Below are 22837 nucleotides of genomic sequence, written 5' to 3'. Positions count from 1 at the left end.
AGACGAGGAAATATCGCCGAGGCGATTTTTCAGCCATGCGCCAGTTCGCACCATCAGAAGCGGTTGCCCGCGACTCGGAAAACTCCGTCACAGTCAGGAGCGGACGCAGCCATACGGTTTCACAAGTCTATGTGAAACCTCACATCATTCCGGTAATCACTCCACAGGCAACCCTGCCGCCAGCACCTCCGATCGGCTGAGTAATATGATCATCACCCTGCGCGTGTACAACGAGCGCGGAGCCATCTTCATCCATCAGGTTGGCGGACGTGTCGGGCGGATTGTCCATCATTCCCCCGAAATGAACGGCGGTCGTGTACATTTCCGCCATCGCACTGCCATCGGAATTTACATAGATATTCGGCAAGTCTCCATTGTCCGGGCCATCCGGATTCAACAGCCCGTGAGAAGCGCCTAAAATGTTGATGTGACCTTTTGAAGCCTTGAAATCCGGTTCGCAGGTTCCAACACTATGGATGTGAATGGCATGCTTACCGGGCTCCAACCCGGAAATCTCCACCAGCACTACCACACCTTTGGGACCCTGCCACATCTTGGCTTCTCCAATCATGTCGCCGTCTGCGTTGACAAAGTGAGCCATGGCAACCATTTTCACCGCTTGATCGGCTAAAACTGCGGTGGAAAACATAGAGCCCGCCAAGGCCAATAGAATCAGAAATCGCTTCATAGCCTTTTTCCTCTCTCTTCATTAGTTGGTCTGAGTCCACATTACCAGACACCAATTCAATTGTCAATCAAAATGGGGAATGTTATAGATGAGTGCCGAAAGCCGACTCGCTCCCTAACGGCTCAAAATTTTGCTAATTCTTCAAGTTTGGCGTTGGCTTTTTAGATAAACGAGCGCCTCATATAGAGGCATTTTCGATATCAGCCTTTAATTGCCTCCCACCGAAGTTCGCCTATTGTATTGGTGCTGTGCCATTACGGCGGTCCCCGCCAATTCTTGTTCGCCAGGTATGGTCGCAGAGTCTTGACTGGCGCCATGGCTGGTCGTTTACCGACAACTGAACGGTGGAACATGGCAAGATGTGAGTCGGTGAGGGAGACTCTCGATAATGTGGAAGAAGACACACGTTGACCGCATGAATCAAGTCCGGACGGTGGGAGGGGGACAGAATCGGCCCGTAACGGTATTGGGTGTTGAGGTGACGACGGCCAACCCATCGCGGATCAATACGCACAATGCAATGTTGCGCTTAAATAACAACTATCTGTTTTTATTGATGAAATATTTTAAAACCCCTATATCCGTGCATTACGCTTAAATAAGAATCAAGCCCATTCCCAGCGATAAGGTCTTTGTACGTAAGCCGTTCGCCTTCCATACCACGCCTGATTGATTCAATTTGCGCAGTGGTGTCTTGACTGCGTACATTGTGCCGACCGGCAAACTCATCAACATAGCGTTGCAAGTGTTTGGGGCTAAGTTTGTGGAATGTACAAAAATGAGCTCGTTTCAGAGTAGCCCAAAAAGACTCGATTCCGTTGGTATGTGCTTGCTCCCTTACATATTCACCGGCACCATGATTTATAACTTCCATCAAAATCGTGCAGGGGCCTATGTTGACTGTTTCTTTTTCGCCCTCGGATGAGCCCTATCGTACTCTCTCGACAGATGGCCGAAATCCAGATGAGTGTAAATCTGGGTTGTCGACAGATTGGCGTGCCCGAGAAACTCCTGGATCGCCCGGATGTCGCCGCTCGATTCGAGGACATGCGTCGCAAACGAATGACGCAGCATGTGTGGATGCACATTGACAGGCAAGCCCTGCTCCACTGCGCGGACCTCAATTCTTTTCTGAATTGCCCGACTGCCGGGGCGTTTCCCCCTGGCAGTGACAAACAGGGCGGTCTCGTCAGTGTCTGCCCACTCGTGTCGCCTCGTCAACCACTCCTCAAGTGCCCGTGATGCATGAGTTCCGATCGGAACAATTCTCTCCTTGGAGCCCTTCCCGAGCACCCGAATCATCTTCTCTGACAGGTTGACATCGTTAACGTCCGCGCCAATCAGTTCCTGCAACCGGATACCAGTCGAATAAACGAGTTCAAGTATTGCCCGATCGCGAACGGTAATCAGATCGTCGCCCTTGAGGTCCACAAGACTGATTGCCTGTTCTGCAGTCAGGACTTTCGGTAGCTTTCGCGGGGACTTTGGTGCGGATACGCCCTCAAACGGGTTGTAGGAGACAAGATTCTCGCGCTTGAGGAACCTGAAGAACGAACGTGAACTTGACAGCATTCTGCCAATGCTCGAGCCGGACAGTCCGTTACGATGACAATCTCCCACGAAGCCGCGCGCGAGCACCACTGTGAACTGGGACCAACTCTTGATCTCATGTTCAGTTCGGTACAGGTTCAGACGCTGCAGATCCCGCCTGTAATTCGAAACTGTGTGCGGTGACAGCCTCCGTTCGTTCTCCAGGTGACTGACAAAACGATATACAAGATCAGTGGCTGACATGTCCCATTCCCATTTCGGACCGAATCGATCAGTCCAGCAACCGGCCCTCGAATACGTACGTTGTAGGCCCGGTCAGCAACACCGGTTCGCCTTCGCCATGCCATTCGACAAACAGCTGTCCGGCCTCGACATTGACAGTCACGGACTCGTCCAACAACCCAAGGCGTTGTCCTGCAATGACAGCGGCACACGCGCCGCTGCCGCAGGCACGAGTCTCACCAACACCGCGTTCGTGCACCCGCAAGCGAATCGAATCCGAGGATTCAACTTCCATAAATCCGACATTGGTTCGCTGCGGGAACCTGGGATGGAACTCGATCGGACCGCCCAGTTCGCTCACAGGTGCCGATTCCACATCCGATACAACAATGACAGCATGCGGATTGCCAATCGACAGGACTGATGCAGTCTGCAAAGTCCCCTTAACTTCCAATTCGTATGTATCCGCGATTGTGTCGGCGACGAATGGAATTTCCGACGGTACAAAATTGGGGACGCCCAACGACACAGTTACGGTAGACTCGTCATTGATCTTGCAGCGAATGTCGTCAGCGTGGGTTCGCAATATAATATCCTCATCGTTTGCCAGCCCGCGATCATACAGAAATCTAGCAACACATCGGGCGCCATTCCCACACTGCGCGGCTTGAGATCCGTCAGTGTTGTAAATTCGAAACTTGAAGACGTTCTTTTCAGTGCAAATTGGAATCACCAGTAAAATCTGATCACAGCCGATACCGCTGTTCCGGTTGGCTATCGATTTCGCTCTAGCCGGTGTCAAACCGGTAAGTCCGTCATCACCTACAATGATTACGAAATCATTGCCGAATGAGTGCATTTTTGTGAAATTGAACATGGACAAAATCTCACCAACGGGTGCTACCTGACATGCGCAAACATCGCATCAGGGAGTACATCACAAGACTCCATTCATTCCCGCCACTGCTGCGCAAGATAATTGGTATTGGGTTGGTCCTGCTTGGATTTCTCGGATTCCTGCCGATTATCGGCTTCTGGATGATTCCTCTGGGATTGATCGTACTGTCCGCAGACTATCGTTTTGCCCGCTACCTATATGTCAATATCAAGCTGCTTGTCCGCCGCGTCAGACGCTGGGGATGGGTTGCCCGGGCGAGAAGAGGCAGTCGAAGCACCAACGCATGAGTCAAACAAATCTTGTCCAATCAATGTCGGCATCGCCTGAAGCCAGAAAATTGGGGTTCAGCATATCAGGCTTGTTATAGACAACTGTGTTCCCGGCGGGGTCCACGACTTTTCCACCAGCACATTCCAATACACATTGTGCGGCTGCAGTATCCCATTCACATGTATTGGTAAAACTGGGAAAGACATCGGCCACACCTTCAGCAACCCTGCAGAACTTAATCGAACTGGAAGCGCGAACGACATCACATTCAATTGACTCACTCGCCAGGTGATCAATGAAAACCTTCGATTTCTCAAACCCTCGGGACCGCGGGGTGATGACCGTCGCCCGACCTTCCGAGCAGTTACGAACGCTGATCTTTCGCACCACATCGTTCTCGCTGTCAAGGCAGTGTGCCCCATTACCGCTTACACCCCAATAGGTGCGATTTTCGCACGGGCTGTGCACCACACCCAATATTACTGATGCCCCGTCCACAAGTGCGATATTTACGGTGAATTCATCTTCCTGACGCACGAATGACTTCGTTCCATCCAGCGGATCTACGAGCCAGTAGCATGACCACATCGAACGTTCTTCGTAGTCCGGAAGCGGTGACTCTTCTGAAATGATGGGAATGGATGGCTCAAGGTGCTTGAGACCCGAGACGATGATTCCGTTCGCACGCACATCGGCGATCGTTACAGGCGTATTGTTGGACTTGTACTCAACACTGTAATCAGTCTGATAATGTTGCAGAATCTCCTGGCCGGCCTCAATCGACAGTTGCACTACATCATCAATAAGACGTTCAGGATCAGGGGGTTCGGAACTTGGCATCAGACGAAAGCAACGATGATCGAAGTACCTGAATTATATCTCAATGCGCGAACCCGGCAGCCTGTCGAAGCAACCTGATCAGGGCTATTCGTTTATCTGATTGAGCCCATCATCTCCGTTTGACTTGCCGAGTTGGGGAAATTCCGAATTGACAGCTCAAGAACGGCACAACAGCAACGAAACCTCTGCTGGCCGAGTCCTACGAGCCTGGTGCGGATCCTTCAGAGTGGATCTTCACATTGCGAGAAGGTGTAACGTTCCACAACGGTAAGACTGTGACCTCAGACGATGTCGTCGTATCACTCGACCGACATCGGGGTGAGGAGTCAGCGTCTTCAATGAAGTCATTCATCACCGATTTGATGCCCAAAGCATTGATGAATCGCACCCAGTAGGCAAAACAAGACGTCGCCTGCACCGCTTCAAGTATTTCAGTGTCGGTCACCCCAACCTGTCTGAGTGACTCAATATCCTCGCCAGTCATGTCTTGTGGACAACGCGACAGCTTTGCGCCGAAAACCAGCAAGGCGGCGTGTTTCGGGGTGAACAGGGAGTTATCGACAAAGTTATCCTCTCGTACCGCTTGCAGCATGGATTCTCCGAGCTGTTCATCACCGAGCAAATGCTTGAAGTTTGCGCCGTGATGCGTCAATGCATAGTGGCATTCGGCGATGATCGCAACCTGGGAAGCCAATAACTCCAGAAACCACATCGACAACTGATTGTCCGGATTGTGCATGACGTCCCGAAAATGCCGGTCTGCGGCGAGCAGCGGTTTCGGCTGCAGGGAAAATGCCAGATAGAGATTGTGAATTTTCTGGTAGGTGCCGTCCAATCGATCATAGATCTCACTCAATTCGGGATCCGCCTTTCCCGTCCTCGATGAAAGCCTCGTCAGGCACGTTTGGACTGAATCTCCTGTTTACGCTTTGCCATGAATGCCTGCAGCTCCTCTTCAAGTGCCGGATCAATCGGAGGCTTCTCATAATCTCGCAACAGTTGCTTCCAGATTGAATTCGCCCGGTCCAATGCGGTTCGACCGCCATCGTCCCGCCAAGTCTCAAAGTTACGCCAATCCGACAGGATTGGCTGATAGAATGCATCCTGATACCGTTCAAGGGTATGCGCGGCACCAAAGTAGTGTCCGCCGGCTCCGACTTCCTCAATGGCATCAAAAGCCAGCGTATCCTCGTCGATAATCACCGGCTCAAGAAAAGCGGACTGCATCTGCAGCAATTCAGCATCCAGTATCAGTTTCTCGAATGAGCAGGTCAATCCGCCTTCCAGCCAGCCACCTGCATGCATGACATTGTTGACGTGTGCCTGGATGCAGGCGTTGATCGACATGTCACTCTCGTAGACGGCCTGGAGATCCACACAAGCGGAAGCAGTCGTATTGGATGAGCGCAACGGCAGTTTGTATCGGCGCGCAAGCTGACCGGACATGATCAGCGATTGCGCATATTCCGGCGTGCCGAATGCCGGAGAGCCGCTCCTCATGTCCACATTGGAGGTAAAGTGTCCGTAGAATGTGGGAGAACCGGGAGCGGCGGCCTGAGTCAGCGCGATACAACCGAGGACTTCGGCATTTTGCAATGTGACCGCCCCTGCGACCGTCGCCGGGGCCATGGCGCCTGCCAATGTGAACGGTGTGATGTGTACAGGCTGTCCCGCCAACGCGAATTCTCGCATGGCGTCCGCCTGACCCTCGTCCAGCAACAAGGGTGTGTTTGTGTTGATGCCGCCGATGATGGCCGGTTTGTCTCGCAACCCATCATCATCCGTCTGCAACGCGATTTTTGCCATTTCGATACAGTCCCTGGCCCGCTCACCTGTGTTCATCCAGCATGGCTGCCAACCCTTGTCAGTCAAGGTGACTTGGGCGTACATCATTTCCAGGTGCCGGGTGGCAGGCGGCAGGTCCAAGGGCTCCAATCCGCTACCGCCTTCATGATGGAAGACATTCAGCGAACCCGACAATCTGACGAAATTTTCCATGTCCTGCTGAGTGCCTGCCCGGCGCCCGCGGTCCATGTCAGTCACAAAAGAAGGACCGGTCACTGTCGCAAATACGATTGAATTCTTACCCATGGTGACAGTCTTGGATGGGTTTCTGGCATGGATGGTGAATTCTTCAGGCAAGCCGCTGATCAATTCTTCGACAAGATCGGGGTCGAATCGGACGTGCCTGCGGTCCTTATCGACATCCGCTCTTGCATCGTTCAGCAATCGCAAGGCAGTCTCGCTTTCGACCCGAATGCCGACATCACGCAGAACCCTGAGACTGGCTTGATGAATGGATTCAACCTGATCGGCGGAAATAATTTCCATCGGCGGGTAGGGATTTCGCAACGCCTTGAAAGGCTGTTGTACGAATCCCTGGTTGCCGCTTAGCATGCGGCGGGTTCTTCTTTCGGATTGACGGCGGCCCACTCAGCTAACCTGACGGAATGCAACACCGGTCAGAACCACAAAATCTGAGATTAAAGATTCTCATAGACCAAAGTTTGAAATTGTCAGCACACGGTTGCTATGTTCTCATTCGGGCACCGGTTGGATCAACTATGGGTTCACTGCAAAGCTCAGCCGGCAACAACTCACCCAGGACTTCAACCTTGAACTGGCCGCTGGCGGTCGCGGCATCAACGTCAATATAACCCATGGCAATGTGGCACTCGGATTCCGGTCCGTATCCACCGGACGACACTGCGCCGACCAGTTCCCCATCAAGGAATATCGCCTCATCACCCCAGATCGCGCAGTCTCGGGCGTCGACAACCAGGGTCACGCGTTTCAATTTCGGAGGTACATGCCTCAACACCGCACTGCGCCCGACGAATTCACCCTTGTCAAGTCTTACAAATCGCTCCATTGCGGCTTCCACCACGGTGTAGTCGGGAGATAGCTCCAGGCCCCAGGCCGGAAAACTCTTCTCCAAGCGGGTCTGCATAAGACACCGTGTGCCCACAAGTCCTATGCCGAGATTTCGTCCCTCCTTCATCAGCAACTCGAACAATATGGGCTGATGTCGCAACGGCAGATACAGTTCGTAGCCAGTTTCACCGGTGAACGAGACTCGAAGTGCAATGATATTCGGTATTGCACCAATTGATATTGTGGCGGCATGCAAGAAGGGAAAGTTCAAGGTGTCCATTTCCTCTTCCGCCAGGCGGGCCAGCAATTCCTGTGCATTGGGTCCGCACAGGTGCAGACCCGCATAGTCAGCGGATTGATTTTCCAGGCTGACTCCATCGGATGGAAGAAAGCGGCCAAAATGTCGCATAAACGAAAGTTGCATGACGTCAGCCCCCAGTATCAGAAACCGGTCCTCCCCGATTCTGGAAACCGAAAAATCTCCGATCAACCGACCCTGTTCCGACAGCATCGGCGTCAACCTCACTTGACCGGTATCGGGCATTCGGTTCGCCATGATGTGGTTTAGCCAGCTCTCGGCATCTGGACCGCTCACCTCGAACTTGGCCATAGCGGAATATTCCATCAACCCGACTTCATTTCGCACTCGCTTGCCCTCATCGATTACAGGTTGCCACCAATTGGGCTGACGGAAAGTAAGGGAGTCGCTTGCACCAACCTTCGTCGGTGAGAACCAATTGACATGCTCAAGCCCGAATGACGCGCCAAAAACAGCACCGGCTGATTCGAGCTGATCGTAGATTGGTGGTTTGTGTATCGGACGTCCCGCATCAAATTCCTGATACGGAACTATTTTTTCTGATCGGTTTTCGTAGAAGTACCGGGTTGTCTCCTGTGTATAGGACTTGGTTGCCCAATGTCCGTATCGGGCGACATCCCAACAGAACAGGTCAAACTCCGGCTCCCCCTGAATCATCCATTCGGCAAGCGCTCTGCCGATACCGGGGCCCTGGTTGAAGCCTGCCATCACCCCATTTGCACAGAAGTAGTTTTGCAGTTCGGGATGCGGACCGATCAAGGGGCCCAGGTCAGGTGAGAAAATCATCGGACCGTTGATTACCCGCTTGATTCCTGCTTGTGCAAGGCATGGCATGATGTCGACGGACTTCTGGAAATTCCAGTCCATGCGAGAAAGATCATCCGGCAGCAACTCGTGCCCGAAGTCCTGCGGTGTTCCGTCTATGGCCCAATGTGTACAGACTTTTTCGTATGCGCCAAGCAGCAAACCCTGCCCTTCCTGTCTCGCATAGCATCCCGTTTCGTTGTCGTTGATCTGCGGTAACTCAAATTCAAGACGTTCAATTTCGGGAATGCTTTCGGTAACCAGATAGTGATGCTCAACCGGCATCAGTGGCAGTTCGATTCCAGCCAGCCGGCCGACTTCCCGTCCCCACAGACCGGCCGCATTGACGACATACTCGGCGATGATGTTGCCTTTTTCGGTTCCGACCATCCAGGACCCGTCAGATCGCTGTTCAGTCTGTATCACCGGAGTATGACGATAAATCTCAACCCCGAGCTTCCTGGCTGCGCGAGCGAATGCCTGGGTCGCAGACGCCGGGTCTACGTGTCCGCCGTCGGTTTCCCAAAGGCATGCAATCACATCAGTTGTATCAAGAATTGGGGCTTTGCGACGAGCTTCTTCGGGCGAGATGAAGTAACTTTCGATGTCGAGAATCCGACAAGCGCTTTGCAACATCCGGTTGCTGTCGACTTCCTCGATGGTTCGACAGATGTTCATCCCTCCGGTGAAATGGAACCCACAGGACTGACCGCTTTCCGACTCGATCTCCCGATAGGTCTCAAACGTGTACTTGTGAATCCGGGCCGGAGCATTGGGCCGGACGACAGTAAACAGTCCGCCGGCGGCATGCCAGCTTGATCCCGACGTCAGTTCCTGCCGCTCTACAAGGACGACATCGGTCCAGCCGTATTTTGCCAGGTGGTAAGCGACAGAACACCCGACAATGCCGCCTCCGATGACCACTACCTGTGCTGAATCTTTCATTGAATATTGCCGATCGAACAGAAGACGATTTTATTCCGTGAACTGTTATTGTCGCTTGTGATTCTCCTCGCGTCGATGCTCCACCTTCAGCCAACTGACCGGGTGTCACGTCTAGTCGAACATTGGCACGATGAAGTTTTCGCGACCAACGGGACGGCAAGAAAGTTTACGCTTCATAAGCCGAACCTTATAGTTCTGTGGATCGATGTTCAATTATCGTGCGATTACTCACATTGGATTCGCGGACCATGCGATGGAACCGAAATCACTCGTCACTGCCAGCCAATCGAAATTAAAGAAGCATTGGCTGAATCAAAACAATATATAATATGACAGAATTCTGTCATATAGTGCATAAATCAAATATCAATAGTTAATCTCATATGAAAACAACACTGTATCTAAACCCTGAACTGATGCGAGACGCTAAAAGTGCAGCTCTCGAGAAAGGTATTTCATTAACCAAGTTAATTGAGTTGTCAGTTCGCGATTATCTGGATGCGGCAAACACCCCGAATGAAACTTTTCAGTTGAATTTGCTGACGAAAAATTGTGGGCGCAACACGGACCTGGTTGTAAGTGACAGAAACATGCTGTACGACGTAATGGAGTCGAAAGATTGATTGCTGTCGACACCAATATATTGGTGTACGCTCACAATAAGTTTTCGAAATATCACGAAACAGCAAAGGCTGAGATATGCTTCCTCGCCGAATCATCGATTCGTTGGGGTATTCCGTTGCATTGCATAGGGGAATTTCTTCGTGTAATAACGCATCGCAAAGTTTTTGAGAACCCATTTACTGTCGATGAGGCAGTCACCGCTCTCAATCGACTGCTTGAATCCCCGAGCCTAAAGTTACTCTATCCGACTTCCGACTACCTGTCACTGCTTTCAGTCGCCATGACGGAAGTCAATGCAACTGGAAATCTTGTACATGATGCTCAAATTGTTGCCGTGTGTCGAGGCAATGGCGTTACCGCTCTACTGACAGAAGACCGGGATTTCGATCTTTTCACCAGATTCCGGACCAAGCACCTCAACTTCGACTGAACAGACACTCCAATAAGGTACTCGGCCCATAATGCTGAAACCACAAAACGATCCGGAGTCTGAAAGCGGCCACCTGGCAGTCGCAATATTTTCCTGAATGAATCTAAGCACGGCAGGCTTGCTGGGCAGAGCATCCGCAGTCAATCGAAATTGCAGAATCGTTGTTGGCGATGCGGCCCAACGCTGTTTGACCATCGTTGGCGGCACCGGCGTTGTTGCATGGAAAACTGAAGACTGGTTGAGCGCAATTATTGCATCCCATGCCTGCTCGGGAATCAGCCTACTGAGCTGTCTTTCGCAAAACTCGATAACTCCCTGTCCGACGACCGGCGTCCTTGCTTGAGCACCACCGCCACTGCAACGGCCCTTGTCACTTCCGATTAAAACTTTACGTTTAGTCCGGCCTTATGTTGAATTCAACATAATGTATAGGCTTTTATTTGATGTGCGTCAGCACGCCAAATAAAAGCCTATACAAACTCTAAAATTACAACAAAGACGATTGCTAATCGTCACGCCCATTGAACGACACGAATTGACTTGCCAATTCTACTAATCCTACTGGTGAACGAGGGTGTGGTAACCGTGAAACTTTGATTCCATCCAGTTCGATCAGTCTAGCCAATCCTCTGTGAATATGTAGCCTGAATTGTTCTGCGCATATCTTATCAGTCGGTTCTAACCCCTCCTCTTTGCAACGTAGCTTAATTAATCCAAGGTACAATTCCTCGTATTGGCCGGAAAACACCTTCCAAGTCATTAATCCTTCGATTTCTACTCCTTTATCTATGGGTGGTGGCGGTGTTTCCTCAGATAAAGAATAACAGAGCGCCCATCGACACAGAGTGTTCCAGTTCTTCACTCCGGTGTTTCTCTTTAGGCGGGCTAGGTTGTCCTTGCCTTTGGAGTTTATGTAAACAGTTGAGATAGCCAAATCACAAACCTATTTATTGAAATATCCTTCCGAAATTTTACTGCCTCCACTATCTTCGTCAAATTCAATCAGATAACTTCGAGAAAGGCTACTTTGCAAATCTCTATGATACTCGCCATAGATTTCTTCATCGGTTGATAGCAAAATTACCTGATGGCTTGCTTTAGGAAAATACTCATTAACAAGTTTCGATCTATGGTTTGAATCCAATCGCCCCAGTGGAGTATCAATTATCATTGGAATTGGACGACTCGAATATCGAGATAAAGCCCAGAGAATTGCAACAGCTAATAGTTGTCTTTCACCCGCTGAAAGGTCTTTTGGCTTTATTTCTTGTTTCCTCGATTTTAACCCTATCGAAAAGTTTGAGGAGTCAATACTCACGTTAGTGATTAGCGAGCTCTTTCTTGTCAATTCATCGAAACACGTAACGATGAGTTTTTCGATTCCTGCTATATGGTGTGCGATTACAGCATTTCGAAAATTAAGGAGTGTTTTTCGCGCTTTACTCGCATACTCTATTGATCTCGATACCTCCCTTTGACGAACTTCTTCCAGTGATTTCTGTTCTAGAAATAGATTAAGTTGTCGAGAACATTTTTCGTATTCACGTTCTTTTCGGCACTTTTCGTCGTACAAACGCGTAGACTCTTGGTGTAACTCATTTATTGATTGATTACACTGTTCCAAATTATCCAAAATTGGTTGGATTTTATGTTTATCAGGAACGCTAGCTAATTGACGCTCTATATGTAGCAACTTCGCCGCTAGAGAGGCGTTTTCATTCAAAGATGCGTCTACTTCAGAAATTCTATCTCTTATCAAGTGAGAATTGAGAATAGACAAAGTCTGCGAGGCTCTATCTGAGAAGTTTAGGTATCTTGGATGTTCTGTAGCAACGTCAAACTCCTTACGACTTCGATCTAAAAACTGGGCGACAGCTTGATGATTAGTCGATGTTATATCTAGAGTTTTGAGTAACGTGATCAAATTCTCATCTCTCTGACTCAGAATTTCTAATACTATTTCTGAATGCTTACCGTACGACTCCTCTTCAACCTGGGTACTTATCTTTTTGAGAAGCGGTAAAATTAGCAAAAATGGAGTTTCATCTTTGGCAACGAATGTCTCCATGTTTTCAGAATGTTGATGAGCCTGGTATAGTAACTCCTTCCGCTCTTCTTCAAGTTTTGAATGCGATTCAAAAATTTCTCCCCCAGCTGAAGTGAATTTAGCTCGCAATTCGTCAAGTTCTTTTTGTAATTTCGCTATAGATTCTCGAACTTCGGATTCTCTTTCCTCAAGTATGTTGATCTCCATACGAATTTGTTTGGCTTCGTTGTCAAGTGTGTCATATTCCTCCCTTTCTGTGTCATTGCGTATAGTATTTAGTTTTCTTCTAGCATACACGTTTAAGTCTTGGTGTAGTTGTTCGACGATATCCATACCAAGTAAAGCGTTGATAGCTGTTGCTAAAATCTTTGATGCCGATGATTCGTCCGCTAGTTCTTCAATTTTTTCTCCATCGAAAAAGAAAAGAGGCATGATACGTTTGGGTAGAATATCTTCTAGGAAATCGAACCAGCTATCAGCAAGTAATTTGTCACATGTCTCTGTGCCACCCGCAAGATATGACACATCAAAAGATTCGGATATTCTATTGTTCTTAGCTACAAACCATGTTCTTACCAATCTGATTTGTCGGGTCTTTCCCTCAATTGCGACTGAGAAATCTAGTTCTATTGATGCTCCTACATTTTGAGGAACATGTCTATTGATTATCTTTCGGAGAAAATTGTCGTAGCTTTTTCCTGATTCGACGACGAATGGAGCAAGTTTACCGTATAGCGCAAACTGTATAGCGTTAAGGAATGTCGTTTTACCGGAACCATTAAGTGCTCCAATGAGAACTATCGGCTGGATTTCGTTGTTAGGAGTTAAATTAAAGGTGTGCTCACCAATGTACACTCCAAAGTTGTGGAGCTTAAGTCTATGGATGATCATTGAGCTCTAACAACCTAAATTGCTAGAATGAAATTAGACTTGTCCATTTCGCACAAGTTTCAGCAACAGCAATTAGGTGGAACTTTCGCTAACCTCATGATGATCTCCGGTGCGTTTGTTTGTAGTCGATTCACGATCAAGCCTTCTATATGAGTCGACTATTTCATCGCGCCATTCTGCTTTGCGAGTTACCCAATTTACTGCGTCAGAAGCGTCTTCGTAAAATGTACGCTTTATTACATCGTCAATTTTCTTAAACAAGTTCGTGCGCTTTAACATTGATCTGTAACGTCGCTCAACATCAAGTAGATTACGCATCATCTCAAAGTGTAAATCGTTGCCTTCACATACCTCACCGAGAATATGCATAACTGCGTCATCAAATGGTTGACTGTCATCAAGCATCTGTACTCGAAATTGTTTTCCAAAAACTTCGAAATAGATTTTCGGCAATAGATCTTCGATTTCATGCTTTTCGAGGATCCATATTCTGCGAATTTCATGAAGTTCTTGCTCTTTGATTAATTCGATATCCTTGACATCTTTCGGTGTGTTAGGATTGTCTTGAATGAACTTCTGTGCTTCAAGAAGTTTCCTTAGCCATATACCTCGATATTCTTGAGTGTATGGCCCAGGTACAGTTTTGACACCTTGTAGATTTTTCCTGGAATCAAAAAGTTGAACATGCCCAGCCATACGTCGAAAGTCGCGTTTTTTATGATCAGGTTTATCAAGTTCATTACGAAGGGCTAGCAATGGCTCCATCCATCTCTTTTCTTCATCATTTTGTATCATCGCTGTCATGGATTTGTCTTGCTCAACCATAGTACAAACCCAGCACCCAAATCTGCTATTCCCACAACTTGGTGTGGTTGTATCGACAACAAGGGGGCACTCACCATCTGTTGATGCTCCTTGGTACATTGTCAATAGGTCTTTATTGTTGTATCCCCAAGGATTCGCAAATTGCATCAAAAATAGCCAGACATCATCATTCGACCATTCTGATATAGGTGCGTAAACAAACGCATTCGGCATAGTGGTGTGCGGAATTAGATGTTCTCGAATACTATTTTTCTGCAATCGATTGATACGGGCAGCCCGCTCTGAACTCTCAGCTTTTCTTGTACCCAATACAACTATAGCTTCATTGTGTTCGGCTACAGTTTGTTTGATAAAAGTATTCGATGGATTGATTTTCATTCGCTCTGTACACCATCTAAAACGAGGGCGAGGTGCTGGGTAGCCGCGTCCAATCAAGTTGACCCAGAATGTGTCTTTGATATCTGGCGTTAGATTAAATGTAGCAATTGGCAACCCATTCTCATTCGCCGAGTCCTCCATTTTGTTCAGCGAATTCTGTACCCATAGTGCGACTACAGGGTTTTCCACCAGAGTATCAGTTGAAATAACGTACACCGTTTTTTTTCTTTTTGTTTTTTGTAATTGAGAAAGAGCAATCCAAATCAATTGGGTAACAGCTGTGGAGTCTTTCCCACCGCTATAACCAATAACCCAAGGAATCATGTCGCTACAGTAGAGATTCTTAATCTCATCGACTTTTTCTTGAACTGCTGCTTTGAACCCAAATTGTTTATTTTGAACGCTATTTAATAGATTGCTTTTAGTCATCTAATCACTCTTATGTACTTTATTTTCCAATCGTCGTTCCTCAGGAGTAAATTGCAATCCCCAGACTTTCTTTATGACATTGGATGTAAGGACAATGTTGTCATTCGCTTTGGAGAGTTTTCCATTGCGCATAGCGCGACCTTCCCAAAGTTTGAAATTACTCCGAGACCAGTCAAGTTTTTTTAGAGGCGCGATTTTTGAAGGCCAGTCTTTATCATGAGCAGTCATTAAAGCACTACCGGCTCGACCAATCGCTGAGAGTACTACACCATGTGAATGAATATAGTCCTGTCTGACTTCACCCGAGGTTAACCGTCCCTCACGAACGCGTTTCCACTCTGGAAACGCTCTTTCAACAGCACTCCAAAAACGAATCGCTCTATTCGTGCGCTCGTCCAGAGTCTCTTCTTTGAATTCGATTAGGAGAAGTTTAGTAGCCCCGTATATTGCGCTAAAGGTAAATAATCGACGCGAACGAGAAGCGAGTGCGGTCTTCTCCATTTCTACAACGTCACGAAATGCTACACAACCCGACACTAAATTTCGAGTCACTTCGGCACCTTCATCACCATGGTCGTATAACAACCCAAGCGAGCGAGAAGGTTTTACGGCATATCGGTTAAGATCCGCAAACATTTGTTGACTCCGCTTCAGACCTGAATCACGGAAAAGAACTACAGCTATAGTTTCATCGGCAAGATCTGGCTGAACCTTTAAAGCAGTTTCTATAGCCGCTCGTCGATGTTGACCATCGTTAATAACAAAATTGGCGGTCATTGGAATATGTAGTGTTCCAATTTGATCGTTACCATTGACGTTGCTCACTGGTTCAAAGTGCACTGGCCCATCGACCGATGCTGTAAGTGCAGAAAAGACATACGAATTTCTTTTTTCAAGAATGTAGTCAGCTATCTCAGGGACTCTAGAACGGTTTAGTGTTCTCTGCGCGCGCACTTCAGCAACTAATTCCTCTTCGTCAAATAGGAAAATTTTGGGAATGACTCCCAAGGGGCACATGGTAATAAAATATGACTTTCCAGCTTGAAATCCCTTAATTGCAGGAAATGAATATCCGAAATTATGTTGTTCCATACCAAAACTAGATTTAATCCATTTATTAATCTGATTGTATAGTATACAATTATATATTGTTTGTTATATTAATTACATACCAATATACCCATAATACAAACAATATTCGCTAATCAATATCACTTATCAAACATGACGATCTATCTTGACACAGCGGCGACTACCCCCCTAGACCGTAGAGTATTTGAAATCATGAGATTTTATCTTATGGAAGAATATGGCAATTCTGGTAGTCGCACTCATGAATATGGAATGCGTGCCAAGAGTGCTGTTCAGAAAGCGAGAACTCAAATCGCTGATGTAGTTGAATCGGACCCCCTGGAAGTAGTCTTCACATCCGGAGCAACAGAAAGTAATAATTTAGCGATTCTTGGATTGGAGGAATATTTAAGGGAATCAGGCCGCAAGCACATTATCACAAGTGCAATCGAGCACAAGTCGGTTTTAGCACCAGTTCAAATATTAAACAATCGTGGTTTTGATGTCGATTTTCTTCCGGTCTGTCGCAGAGGAGTTGTAAACATAGATTCTATCAACAATAGTCTTCGCGAGGATACGGGCTTAGTTTCAATAATGCACGTTAACAATGAAACTGGGGTGCAACAACCGATTAAGACGATTACGGAGGCGCTACGTGATCATGAAGCTTATTTTCACGTCGATGCTGCTCAAGGGTTTGGCAAGGTGATAAACACACTGAAATCAAACAGAATCGATCTTCTGAGTATTAGCGGTCACAAAATTTTCGGACCAAAAGGTATAGGAGCCTTGATTACAAGGCGACGAGGTTATAAATTACCGCCCTTGAAACCGCTGTTATTTGGCGGCGGACAAGAATTAGGGTTGCGTCCTGGCACGTTGCCAGTTCCTCTAATCGCCGGGTTAGGATTGGCCGCGGAACTTGCCAGCTATGAACATGCCGAGCGACAACAAGATTGCAGCAAAATAAAGGACAGAGTTTATGAGGCTTTTTCCGACCTTAATCCGAAAACAAACGGAGACCAATCCCTTGCTCTACCTCACATACTTAATGTTTCCTTTCCGGGTTTGGATGCAGAAGCGGTGATGGTTGCTCTAAAAGGAGTAGCAGCAATTTCCAACGGCTCAGCTTGTACTTCTTCATCCTATAAACCAAGCCATGTCCTAAATGCTATGGGGCTTGATGATAATCGAATTTCTGGCGCCGTAAGAATATCATGGTTTCATGACATCCCAAACGTAGATTGGGACGCCATCGCTAATCAGTTCCGACTCCTAAGGTAAAACTCCACGTAACCCATCATTATGACGTGGTTAGACGATAACGCTATCAACTATTCGGAACCTATCATTGAATTCCAAATTTGGCTCTCATCTAATGTCTGCTTAGTTAACGTAGCTATAAACAAGAGAAATTCAGCCGTATGGTAAGGCTTTGAAATGCCATATTGCTGCCGGAGAAAATCGAATCCGCCGCTCGCGTACCGGTTTAGTTCATCAATTCCTTTAGACGTCAGTTTAGTCTGGGATTCGGGATTAACCAATTTCCTTATCTGATCTCGTACAGATTTTTTTTCATCTAAATCAATTCCGTTTTTTCCTAGTTCAGCTACGACAAGTAACCCTATTATTAAATATTGAGCATCCTTGTAATCTTCAACGAAATAATCCACAAATTCTTGGGCAACTTTCCCGTTCTTTTGAGGTTCAGATTTAAATCCACTAGCCAAGCCTACTATAAGGCACAAATAATTAAGGTCAAATTTTGTTTTCAGCGGTTTAGTTGATGCGATATGTTTTAGCCAATCTTCCGCATCTTGTCTTAGTCTAAACATAATCCTATTTCTCTTCTACTGCAGTAAAATTTACGAAGTAGTCACGCCCTTCAACGATAACTGAATTATCCGTTTGTTTCGTTTCATTCCCACTAGGAAGACTATTAATTAAGTGCTTAACTCCTGAGGTTTTCCTAAATGCTGTAATATACCGAATAGCTTCACTTGTGCCACTTTCTATTGCGTCCAAGAAATAGTTTCGTTCCGTAGAAATCATAAATGCGATGAATTGGTTACAATTATCTGGAATCAGACTACCAATTTCAGTTCTACGACTATCGTCAAGTGAACCTGCGGGACTATCTACAATTAATGGAAAATCGTTATCACCGTAGCGTAAGGCTGTTAGAAGGAATGCGTATCCTACAGACAATACTTGTCCTACAGAACCACTGGACTGCCCTTTCAATTTTAGACATTTATCGATACTCTTGAGTTGCAACGGGTCAGACCCAAGAATAGTTAGCAGTCTACTGTTGCACTCACGTAATACTTTCGCTCTAATTCGTTGTCTTGCATTACTACGCACACTCTCACACAACTTTGTGATAATTTCTTTTTGCTCTCGCAGTTGTATTGTTCCGGTAATCTCTGAAACTCTTGTTTCAGAATTCATTCTGATTTTGTTGAGAGCCTTGAGACTTTTTTGATTCTTATCGTCCATACCATCTCCAATTCCATTTATTTCGTCAAGTAGATTCGTAAGATTACGTAATCTGTCTTCATTCTTTTGAATGCTATTCCGCCACAATGAGATTTCATCATCACCTTGACTTTCGCTCTTTTTCTCTAACGCCTCCACTTGCGTCTCCGCAACTCTCAGTGACTTTATCGACTGAGTCAATTTCTGTTGAACCGCATCAAATTGGTCATTTTGGTTTTCAACAGCATCGGCGATAGACTGTTTAATAGTATTAATTACTCCAGTTTCATCAACATCAAGATAACTTTCCGATCGCTTTAGGATTTCTTGGCGCTCCGCGGGCCCAATATACCGCCCGCAAATACAAGAAAGCTCTTCCGACAATTCCTTAAAAAAAGTACTTGACGTGGAGTCAGGCAACTTTAGTCTGTCAAGGTTAGACTTGAGTTGAACGAGACTTTTCTCGAAAGTCGTGTGAATCTGTTGAGGTTGTCGAAGTTTATCAAGCAAGCGGTCTCTATAAGTTTCCAAGTTTTCTAGAGCGTCTTTTCTTTTCTTTTCGGCTTCGTGGAATTGATCCCTCACTGAATCATCTGACTTCAATCTTGATGAAATTTTGTTATGCAGCTCTTTGTTGTGCTCCCGTAGTTTTTCACATTCGAAAATCGCCTTGTTCTTCGCTTGCTCAATTTTGTTAATTCGATCTTTCACTGTATCAAGTTTGTTTTGCCAAGTCCTTAAATTTGCTTTGGACTTGCCAGTTGAGTTTTTGGAAGCCATCTCCCAATCCTTTGTAGCGACATTTGCAACATTTTCCAGCAAATACAGGTGGCATAAAGCATCAATCGCTTTCTCGGCTTCTGATGCCGAATCATCTAGTAATCGATTAGCAAACTCTCCATTAAAAACAAACAGTCGAATGAATTCAGAAGAAAGGAAAGGGTACAGATTGGCAGGAGGTACCCAACCAGGTTCCACTCCCCCGGATTGAGGGGATGTAGTACGATACTGTGCTGTTCCAGTATCGAAATCTAATCTAAGTTCAATTGTTATCGGAACGTTATCCGCTTTGAGATTGATTTTAAATGACCCAATCGATGTTTGAGATTCCCTTCCTTTTAGTTCGCGTATATCTTCAGGTGACCAGTTACGAGCCTCGCCATTTAAAGTGGCCGTCAGCATATCCAGCGTTGTAGTTTTACCTGTTCCATTAGGCATTTGTATTAATGAAATTTGTGATGGATCGCCATTTCTAGCAAGATCAATGTCAAAATCAGGGCACCGTAACCCGCTACAAGACCATCCTATAACTTGAACGCGCATCGCATTACCTCCTAACTCGACATAGAATCACTAATTGCTGATTTTAAATTCTCCAAATATTCCCTTTCTTCTTCAGCAGAAAGTTCTCGATAACTCATTTCATTGAGCCAAGCAACCAACCGTTTTGCTACTGTTTCAGGTTGGTCAACAGATTCAACTGCTTCGTAAATCGAATCAATAAGTTCATCGCTAATGTTCAATTTGATCTCCTCTCTTTACTTTAGACAATTCACTTAGCCATTCGCACCTAGTTTGATCTGCGCTAAGAACGTCAGATGCAGGAATAGTGATACGAACAAAATCAATAACTGTTGCCTTTTTGTTTGGATTTAAAGGTTCGGTCCGGAGACAGCGTCCAATTCTTTGTATTGTTTCAAGTTTTGCTCGAGCAGAAGAAAGCAGAACAATATTTTTAAGAGACTGAATGTCTATACCTTGTGAGATTCGATGGCAAGTAATCAAACAGTCTATTTCACCTTTGGAAAATGCAACCAGATTGTCACGGTCATCCTCTGCATAATAAGTTCTATAAAGGTGTGTGTATTCCTGTAGATTTGACAATATTTTTTCACCATACTCTTTGGTATCTACAAAAATTATCGTACGGTTTAAGACATTTGGGTGTGTTTGTAAGTATTCTCGAAAAACTACAGGTTTCATTTCCGCCGTTTTGTGTACTCTGGCAATATCAATCCACAGTTCTTCCTTAGTCATCGGATTGCCTGCGTGTTTTCTCGCTGCCTGTTTCCTGTATACCATTTGAATACGTTCTTGATCGTTCGGTGTTAAGTCATAATCAAGGGCAACGTAATCAAATTCGCAGAGAGTACCGCGCGCAATTGCAGCCTCAATTGGAAAACTAAAAATTATCTCACCAATTTCACTTTCTATAAAATTGTTTCCTTGTTCATCATATTCTCGTTCAGGAGTCGCGCTAAGTCCCAATCGATACGGAAAATACTTGTGTTGACCATGTAGTCGCTCTTGGGCTGTAGGAACTCCTAACCCGTGCACTTCATCGTGTACTATGATGGTTCTGTGGCGTTTATCAGGTGACAAACGTTGAAATAGATCACCTAATTGATTCAAAGAAATCAAAAGTATGCAATCACTCGGATCAAGCACAAATGTATCGTAATTTTTGTGAGTATCGTAATGCTTGACAATAGCCAGGTCTCTGTTTTCGTTTAGGAGCCAACTTGATATTTCACTACTCCACTGGTCTAAGAGATCATTTCCTATGGTAGTGACAATAGCACTGTCTATTTGATCTCTGTCCAAAAGCACCGAAAAGATTTGTAAAGCTGTGTGTGTTTTCCCTGTTCCGGTCGCCATTTCAATAATTCCTGACCGCAGTTGAATAACCCTTTCGACAGCTTCAGACTGATGCAACCATCTAATATCTGTTTTGCTTGAGGCTGACTCGACTGGCGAGGTAACCGAACGTGGACGAACATCTAATTTCGGTTTATCAGGCGGAATTGGTTTGTGTGACGGTGCGCGCACCTTAATCATTCTAATGGTATCTTCGCTTAATGGTTTTACAATTAAGCCACTCGCGGTATTTGACCACGCCTCTTCAAAATCTCTTTCTTTATTCAGAACTCTACTTTTATCCTCTGGTACCCAACTTCGGTATACATCAATGGATTCGTAGTTTATTTCGTGACCGTAAATGGTTTCGTTAGCTGAGCCAGAAAACGCTATCTTCTCACCATCACTGAATTTGAAAAGACCTAGCTTATCATGAAAGATCCCAGAAACTTTCGCATGGTTAGCAAAAGCAAATTTCAATTCAAGGGTTTCTGTAGCAATCAACCAACTAAAAATCTTTACCCGATATTCATCTTGCAAGCTACCGTGTTCCAAATTTAGAATCCCAGATATAAGTCTTTCGACAATCAAATTCTGTGCTCGTTTTCGACCTTCATCAGTTACAACATCCCGTAAAACAGCAGCGTCAGTAGGTGATAATTCTGGTGATATTATTAGACGAAGCGGAATTTTTTCGTTGTTAAAAAGTTTGTCAAGCAACGCACACCAATTTGTTAATGCAGTGCTCGAGAAGAATCCAACCGCTCGGCAATATTCAGTGCATCTCGACATACACGGGACAAAGAAGTCTTTACCAATATTGTGAGTACCTGAACGATATTGATCGCGAATTGATGCGTAAAACTCAGTATTTGACTTCATCAGTATTTGATTTCAGTTACGACCAGTAATTAAGGAATCCAAGGTATTGTCAATTTCCGTTCGTTTCTTTTCATTAATCAAATCATCAACAATGTCACCATACGAGTCTTCGTTTTCAATATCAGGGGAATCATACTCGGAGGAACCCTCATGTCTCCCCCAAGCTTGCAAACCAGAAGTAGAAATGAGTAAGCGTTGCCGTAAGTCTTCGATGTCGACCCAACCAAATTCATCTGGGTTGAGCGCATGCGATTCTTCTAAAAACTGACCTCGAATGTATGGTTTTGTCCAATGAATTATTCCGTACACTGATAATGTCTCAGATAGGTAATTGAGCATTTCGGGAACATCATCCCGAGTTCTATGTTCGCATTGCCAAGTTTCCGAGGAACTTACGACACGCAACATAATCAAGAAAGACATTATCCAAATTACTGTTTGTTTGTTTATCCTTTGACCGCAAATTCGGTTTGCAGAAAGCCAACTAATTCGCCCCTGAGTAACTGCGAAATAACTACATGCTAAAAGCCTAACGAGATCTATCCCGCATTCAGATATTTTAATTTTCGAAGAAAAATCAAAATGATAACATTGATGTTTACTTTTAATATACTGCCAATTGTTCTTGACATTAGCTGGTTTAGACCAACAGTTTGGTTCAATTACGGCAAGTAACGACTCTTGAACTAAGTTGCGTTCCGCAACAGGTTTATCGGTTATCGACTACCGCTTTC

General features: G+C 45.9%; 18 protein-coding genes and 1 pseudogene. 3 read left to right on the top strand and 16 right to left on the bottom strand.

Going from position 1 to position 22837, the window contains the following annotated elements:
- Positions 1 to 139: 139 nt before the first annotated feature.
- From OXI60_07825 to dapF, 4 genes and pseudogenes are all read right to left on the bottom strand, one after another.
- Positions 140 to 688 (bottom strand): superoxide dismutase family protein, encoded by a 549-nt coding sequence (locus OXI60_07825; GenBank protein MDE0309719.1) that lies wholly within the window; start codon positions 686 to 688, stop codon positions 140 to 142.
- A 706-nt stretch (positions 689 to 1394) separates the two neighbouring features.
- Positions 1395 to 1553 (bottom strand): annotated as a pseudogene (locus OXI60_07820) (transposase).
- 26 nt (positions 1554 to 1579) lie between these two features.
- The gene (gene xerC / locus OXI60_07815) at positions 1580 to 2482 is read right to left on the bottom strand and encodes a tyrosine recombinase XerC (protein MDE0309718.1); all 903 of its coding nucleotides are present in this window, start codon (positions 2480 to 2482) and stop codon (positions 1580 to 1582) included.
- 28 nt (positions 2483 to 2510) lie between these two features.
- On the bottom strand, positions 2511 to 3338 hold the full coding sequence (gene dapF / locus OXI60_07810; GenBank protein ID MDE0309717.1) for a diaminopimelate epimerase: 828 nt from the start codon (positions 3336 to 3338) through the stop codon (positions 2511 to 2513).
- Between the two features lie 32 nt (positions 3339 to 3370).
- On the opposite strand from dapF, the gene OXI60_07805 reads away from it, so the two are divergent.
- Positions 3371 to 3646 (top strand): hypothetical protein, encoded by a 276-nt coding sequence (locus OXI60_07805; protein ID MDE0309716.1) that lies wholly within the window; start codon positions 3371 to 3373, stop codon positions 3644 to 3646.
- A gap of 1 nt (position 3647) precedes the next feature.
- On the opposite strand, the gene cysQ is transcribed toward OXI60_07805, so the two are convergent.
- The 4 genes from cysQ to OXI60_07785 all read right to left on the bottom strand — a co-directional run bounded on the left by cysQ (position 3648) and on the right by OXI60_07785 (position 9411).
- The gene (cysQ, locus tag OXI60_07800) at positions 3648 to 4469 is read right to left on the bottom strand and encodes a 3'(2'),5'-bisphosphate nucleotidase CysQ (GenBank protein ID MDE0309715.1); all 822 of its coding nucleotides are present in this window, start codon (positions 4467 to 4469) and stop codon (positions 3648 to 3650) included.
- A gap of 199 nt (positions 4470 to 4668) precedes the next feature.
- The gene (locus tag OXI60_07795; protein ID MDE0309714.1) at positions 4669 to 5325 is read right to left on the bottom strand and encodes a hypothetical protein; all 657 of its coding nucleotides are present in this window, start codon (positions 5323 to 5325) and stop codon (positions 4669 to 4671) included.
- A gap of 38 nt (positions 5326 to 5363) precedes the next feature.
- On the bottom strand, positions 5364 to 6902 hold the full coding sequence (locus tag OXI60_07790; protein MDE0309713.1) for a trimethylamine methyltransferase family protein: 1539 nt from the start codon (positions 6900 to 6902) through the stop codon (positions 5364 to 5366).
- 97 nt (positions 6903 to 6999) lie between these two features.
- On the bottom strand, positions 7000 to 9411 hold the full coding sequence (locus tag OXI60_07785) for an FAD-dependent oxidoreductase (GenBank protein ID MDE0309712.1): 2412 nt from the start codon (positions 9409 to 9411) through the stop codon (positions 7000 to 7002).
- 619 nt (positions 9412 to 10030) lie between these two features.
- Between OXI60_07785 and OXI60_07780 the strand changes: the two genes are divergently transcribed.
- Positions 10031 to 10465, top strand: coding sequence for a PIN domain-containing protein (locus OXI60_07780; protein MDE0309711.1), 435 nt, complete (start codon positions 10031 to 10033; stop codon positions 10463 to 10465).
- A 943-nt stretch (positions 10466 to 11408) separates the two neighbouring features.
- On the opposite strand, the gene dndD is transcribed toward OXI60_07780, so the two are convergent.
- The 3 genes from dndD to dndB form a co-directional block, all read right to left on the bottom strand.
- Complete coding sequence (gene dndD, locus OXI60_07775; protein MDE0309710.1) at positions 11409 to 13403, bottom strand: DNA sulfur modification protein DndD; 1995 nt, start codon at positions 13401 to 13403, stop codon at positions 11409 to 11411.
- Positions 13404 to 13475: 72 nt separating this feature from the next.
- Complete coding sequence (gene dndC, locus OXI60_07770; protein ID MDE0309709.1) at positions 13476 to 15035, bottom strand: DNA phosphorothioation system sulfurtransferase DndC; 1560 nt, start codon at positions 15033 to 15035, stop codon at positions 13476 to 13478.
- Positions 15036 to 16127: a DNA sulfur modification protein DndB gene (gene dndB, locus OXI60_07765; protein ID MDE0309708.1), complete on the bottom strand. Its 1092-nt coding sequence runs from the start codon at positions 16125 to 16127 to the stop codon at positions 15036 to 15038.
- A gap of 132 nt (positions 16128 to 16259) precedes the next feature.
- Between dndB and dndA the strand changes: the two genes are divergently transcribed.
- Entirely contained in the window at positions 16260 to 17390 is a 1131-nt protein-coding gene (dndA, locus tag OXI60_07760) for a cysteine desulfurase DndA (GenBank protein MDE0309707.1), read from the top strand.
- Between the two features lie 50 nt (positions 17391 to 17440).
- On the opposite strand, the gene OXI60_07755 is transcribed toward dndA, so the two are convergent.
- From OXI60_07755 to OXI60_07735, 5 genes are read right to left on the bottom strand one after another with little or no spacing between them, the layout of a single operon-like run.
- The gene (locus OXI60_07755) at positions 17441 to 17941 is read right to left on the bottom strand and encodes a hypothetical protein (GenBank protein ID MDE0309706.1); all 501 of its coding nucleotides are present in this window, start codon (positions 17939 to 17941) and stop codon (positions 17441 to 17443) included.
- 4 nt (positions 17942 to 17945) lie between these two features.
- Positions 17946 to 19907, bottom strand: a complete 1962-nt coding sequence (locus tag OXI60_07750; GenBank protein MDE0309705.1) for a hypothetical protein — start codon at positions 19905 to 19907, stop codon at positions 17946 to 17948.
- Positions 19908 to 19918: 11 nt separating this feature from the next.
- Positions 19919 to 20107, bottom strand: a complete 189-nt coding sequence (locus OXI60_07745) for a hypothetical protein (GenBank protein MDE0309704.1) — start codon at positions 20105 to 20107, stop codon at positions 19919 to 19921.
- The gene (locus tag OXI60_07740) at positions 20097 to 22103 is read right to left on the bottom strand and encodes a DEAD/DEAH box helicase family protein (protein MDE0309703.1); all 2007 of its coding nucleotides are present in this window, start codon (positions 22101 to 22103) and stop codon (positions 20097 to 20099) included. The genes OXI60_07745 and OXI60_07740 overlap by 11 nt, the downstream gene beginning before the upstream one ends.
- Positions 22104 to 22115: 12 nt before the next feature.
- Positions 22116 to 22412: a hypothetical protein gene (locus OXI60_07735; protein ID MDE0309702.1), complete on the bottom strand. Its 297-nt coding sequence runs from the start codon at positions 22410 to 22412 to the stop codon at positions 22116 to 22118.
- Positions 22413 to 22837: the final 425 nt, after the last annotated feature.

The sequence above is a fragment of the Acidiferrobacterales bacterium genome, from assembly GCA_028820695.1.
Taxonomy (GTDB): Bacteria; Pseudomonadota; Gammaproteobacteria; order Arenicellales; family JAJDZL01; genus JAJDZL01.
This window is presented reverse-complemented; position numbering and strand designations above follow the sequence as displayed.

Bases quoted from the DNA above. Each gene is read 5' to 3' on its own strand.
- dndA (MDE0309707.1), top strand. From the start codon at position 16,260: ATGACGATCTATCTTGACACAGCGGCGACTACCCCCCTAGACCGTAGA.
- OXI60_07750 (MDE0309705.1), bottom strand. From the start codon at position 19,907: ATGCGCGTTCAAGTTATAGGATGGTCTTGTAGCGGGTTACGGTGCCCT.
- OXI60_07755 (MDE0309706.1), bottom strand. From the start codon at position 17,941: ATGTTTAGACTAAGACAAGATGCGGAAGATTGGCTAAAACATATCGCA.
- OXI60_07805 (MDE0309716.1), top strand. From the start codon at position 3,371: ATGCGCAAACATCGCATCAGGGAGTACATCACAAGACTCCATTCATTC.
- cysQ (MDE0309715.1), bottom strand. From the start codon at position 4,469: ATGCCAAGTTCCGAACCCCCTGATCCTGAACGTCTTATTGATGATGTA.
- dapF (MDE0309717.1), bottom strand. From the start codon at position 3,338: ATGTTCAATTTCACAAAAATGCACTCATTCGGCAATGATTTCGTAATC.
- OXI60_07785 (MDE0309712.1), bottom strand. From the start codon at position 9,411: ATGAAAGATTCAGCACAGGTAGTGGTCATCGGAGGCGGCATTGTCGGG.
- OXI60_07740 (MDE0309703.1), bottom strand. From the start codon at position 22,103: ATGAAGTCAAATACTGAGTTTTACGCATCAATTCGCGATCAATATCGT.
- xerC (MDE0309718.1), bottom strand. From the start codon at position 2,482: ATGTCAGCCACTGATCTTGTATATCGTTTTGTCAGTCACCTGGAGAAC.
- dndB (MDE0309708.1), bottom strand. From the start codon at position 16,127: ATGGAACAACATAATTTCGGATATTCATTTCCTGCAATTAAGGGATTT.
- OXI60_07825 (MDE0309719.1), bottom strand. From the start codon at position 688: ATGAAGCGATTTCTGATTCTATTGGCCTTGGCGGGCTCTATGTTTTCC.
- dndC (MDE0309709.1), bottom strand. From the start codon at position 15,035: ATGACTAAAAGCAATCTATTAAATAGCGTTCAAAATAAACAATTTGGG.
- dndD (MDE0309710.1), bottom strand. From the start codon at position 13,403: ATGATCATCCATAGACTTAAGCTCCACAACTTTGGAGTGTACATTGGT.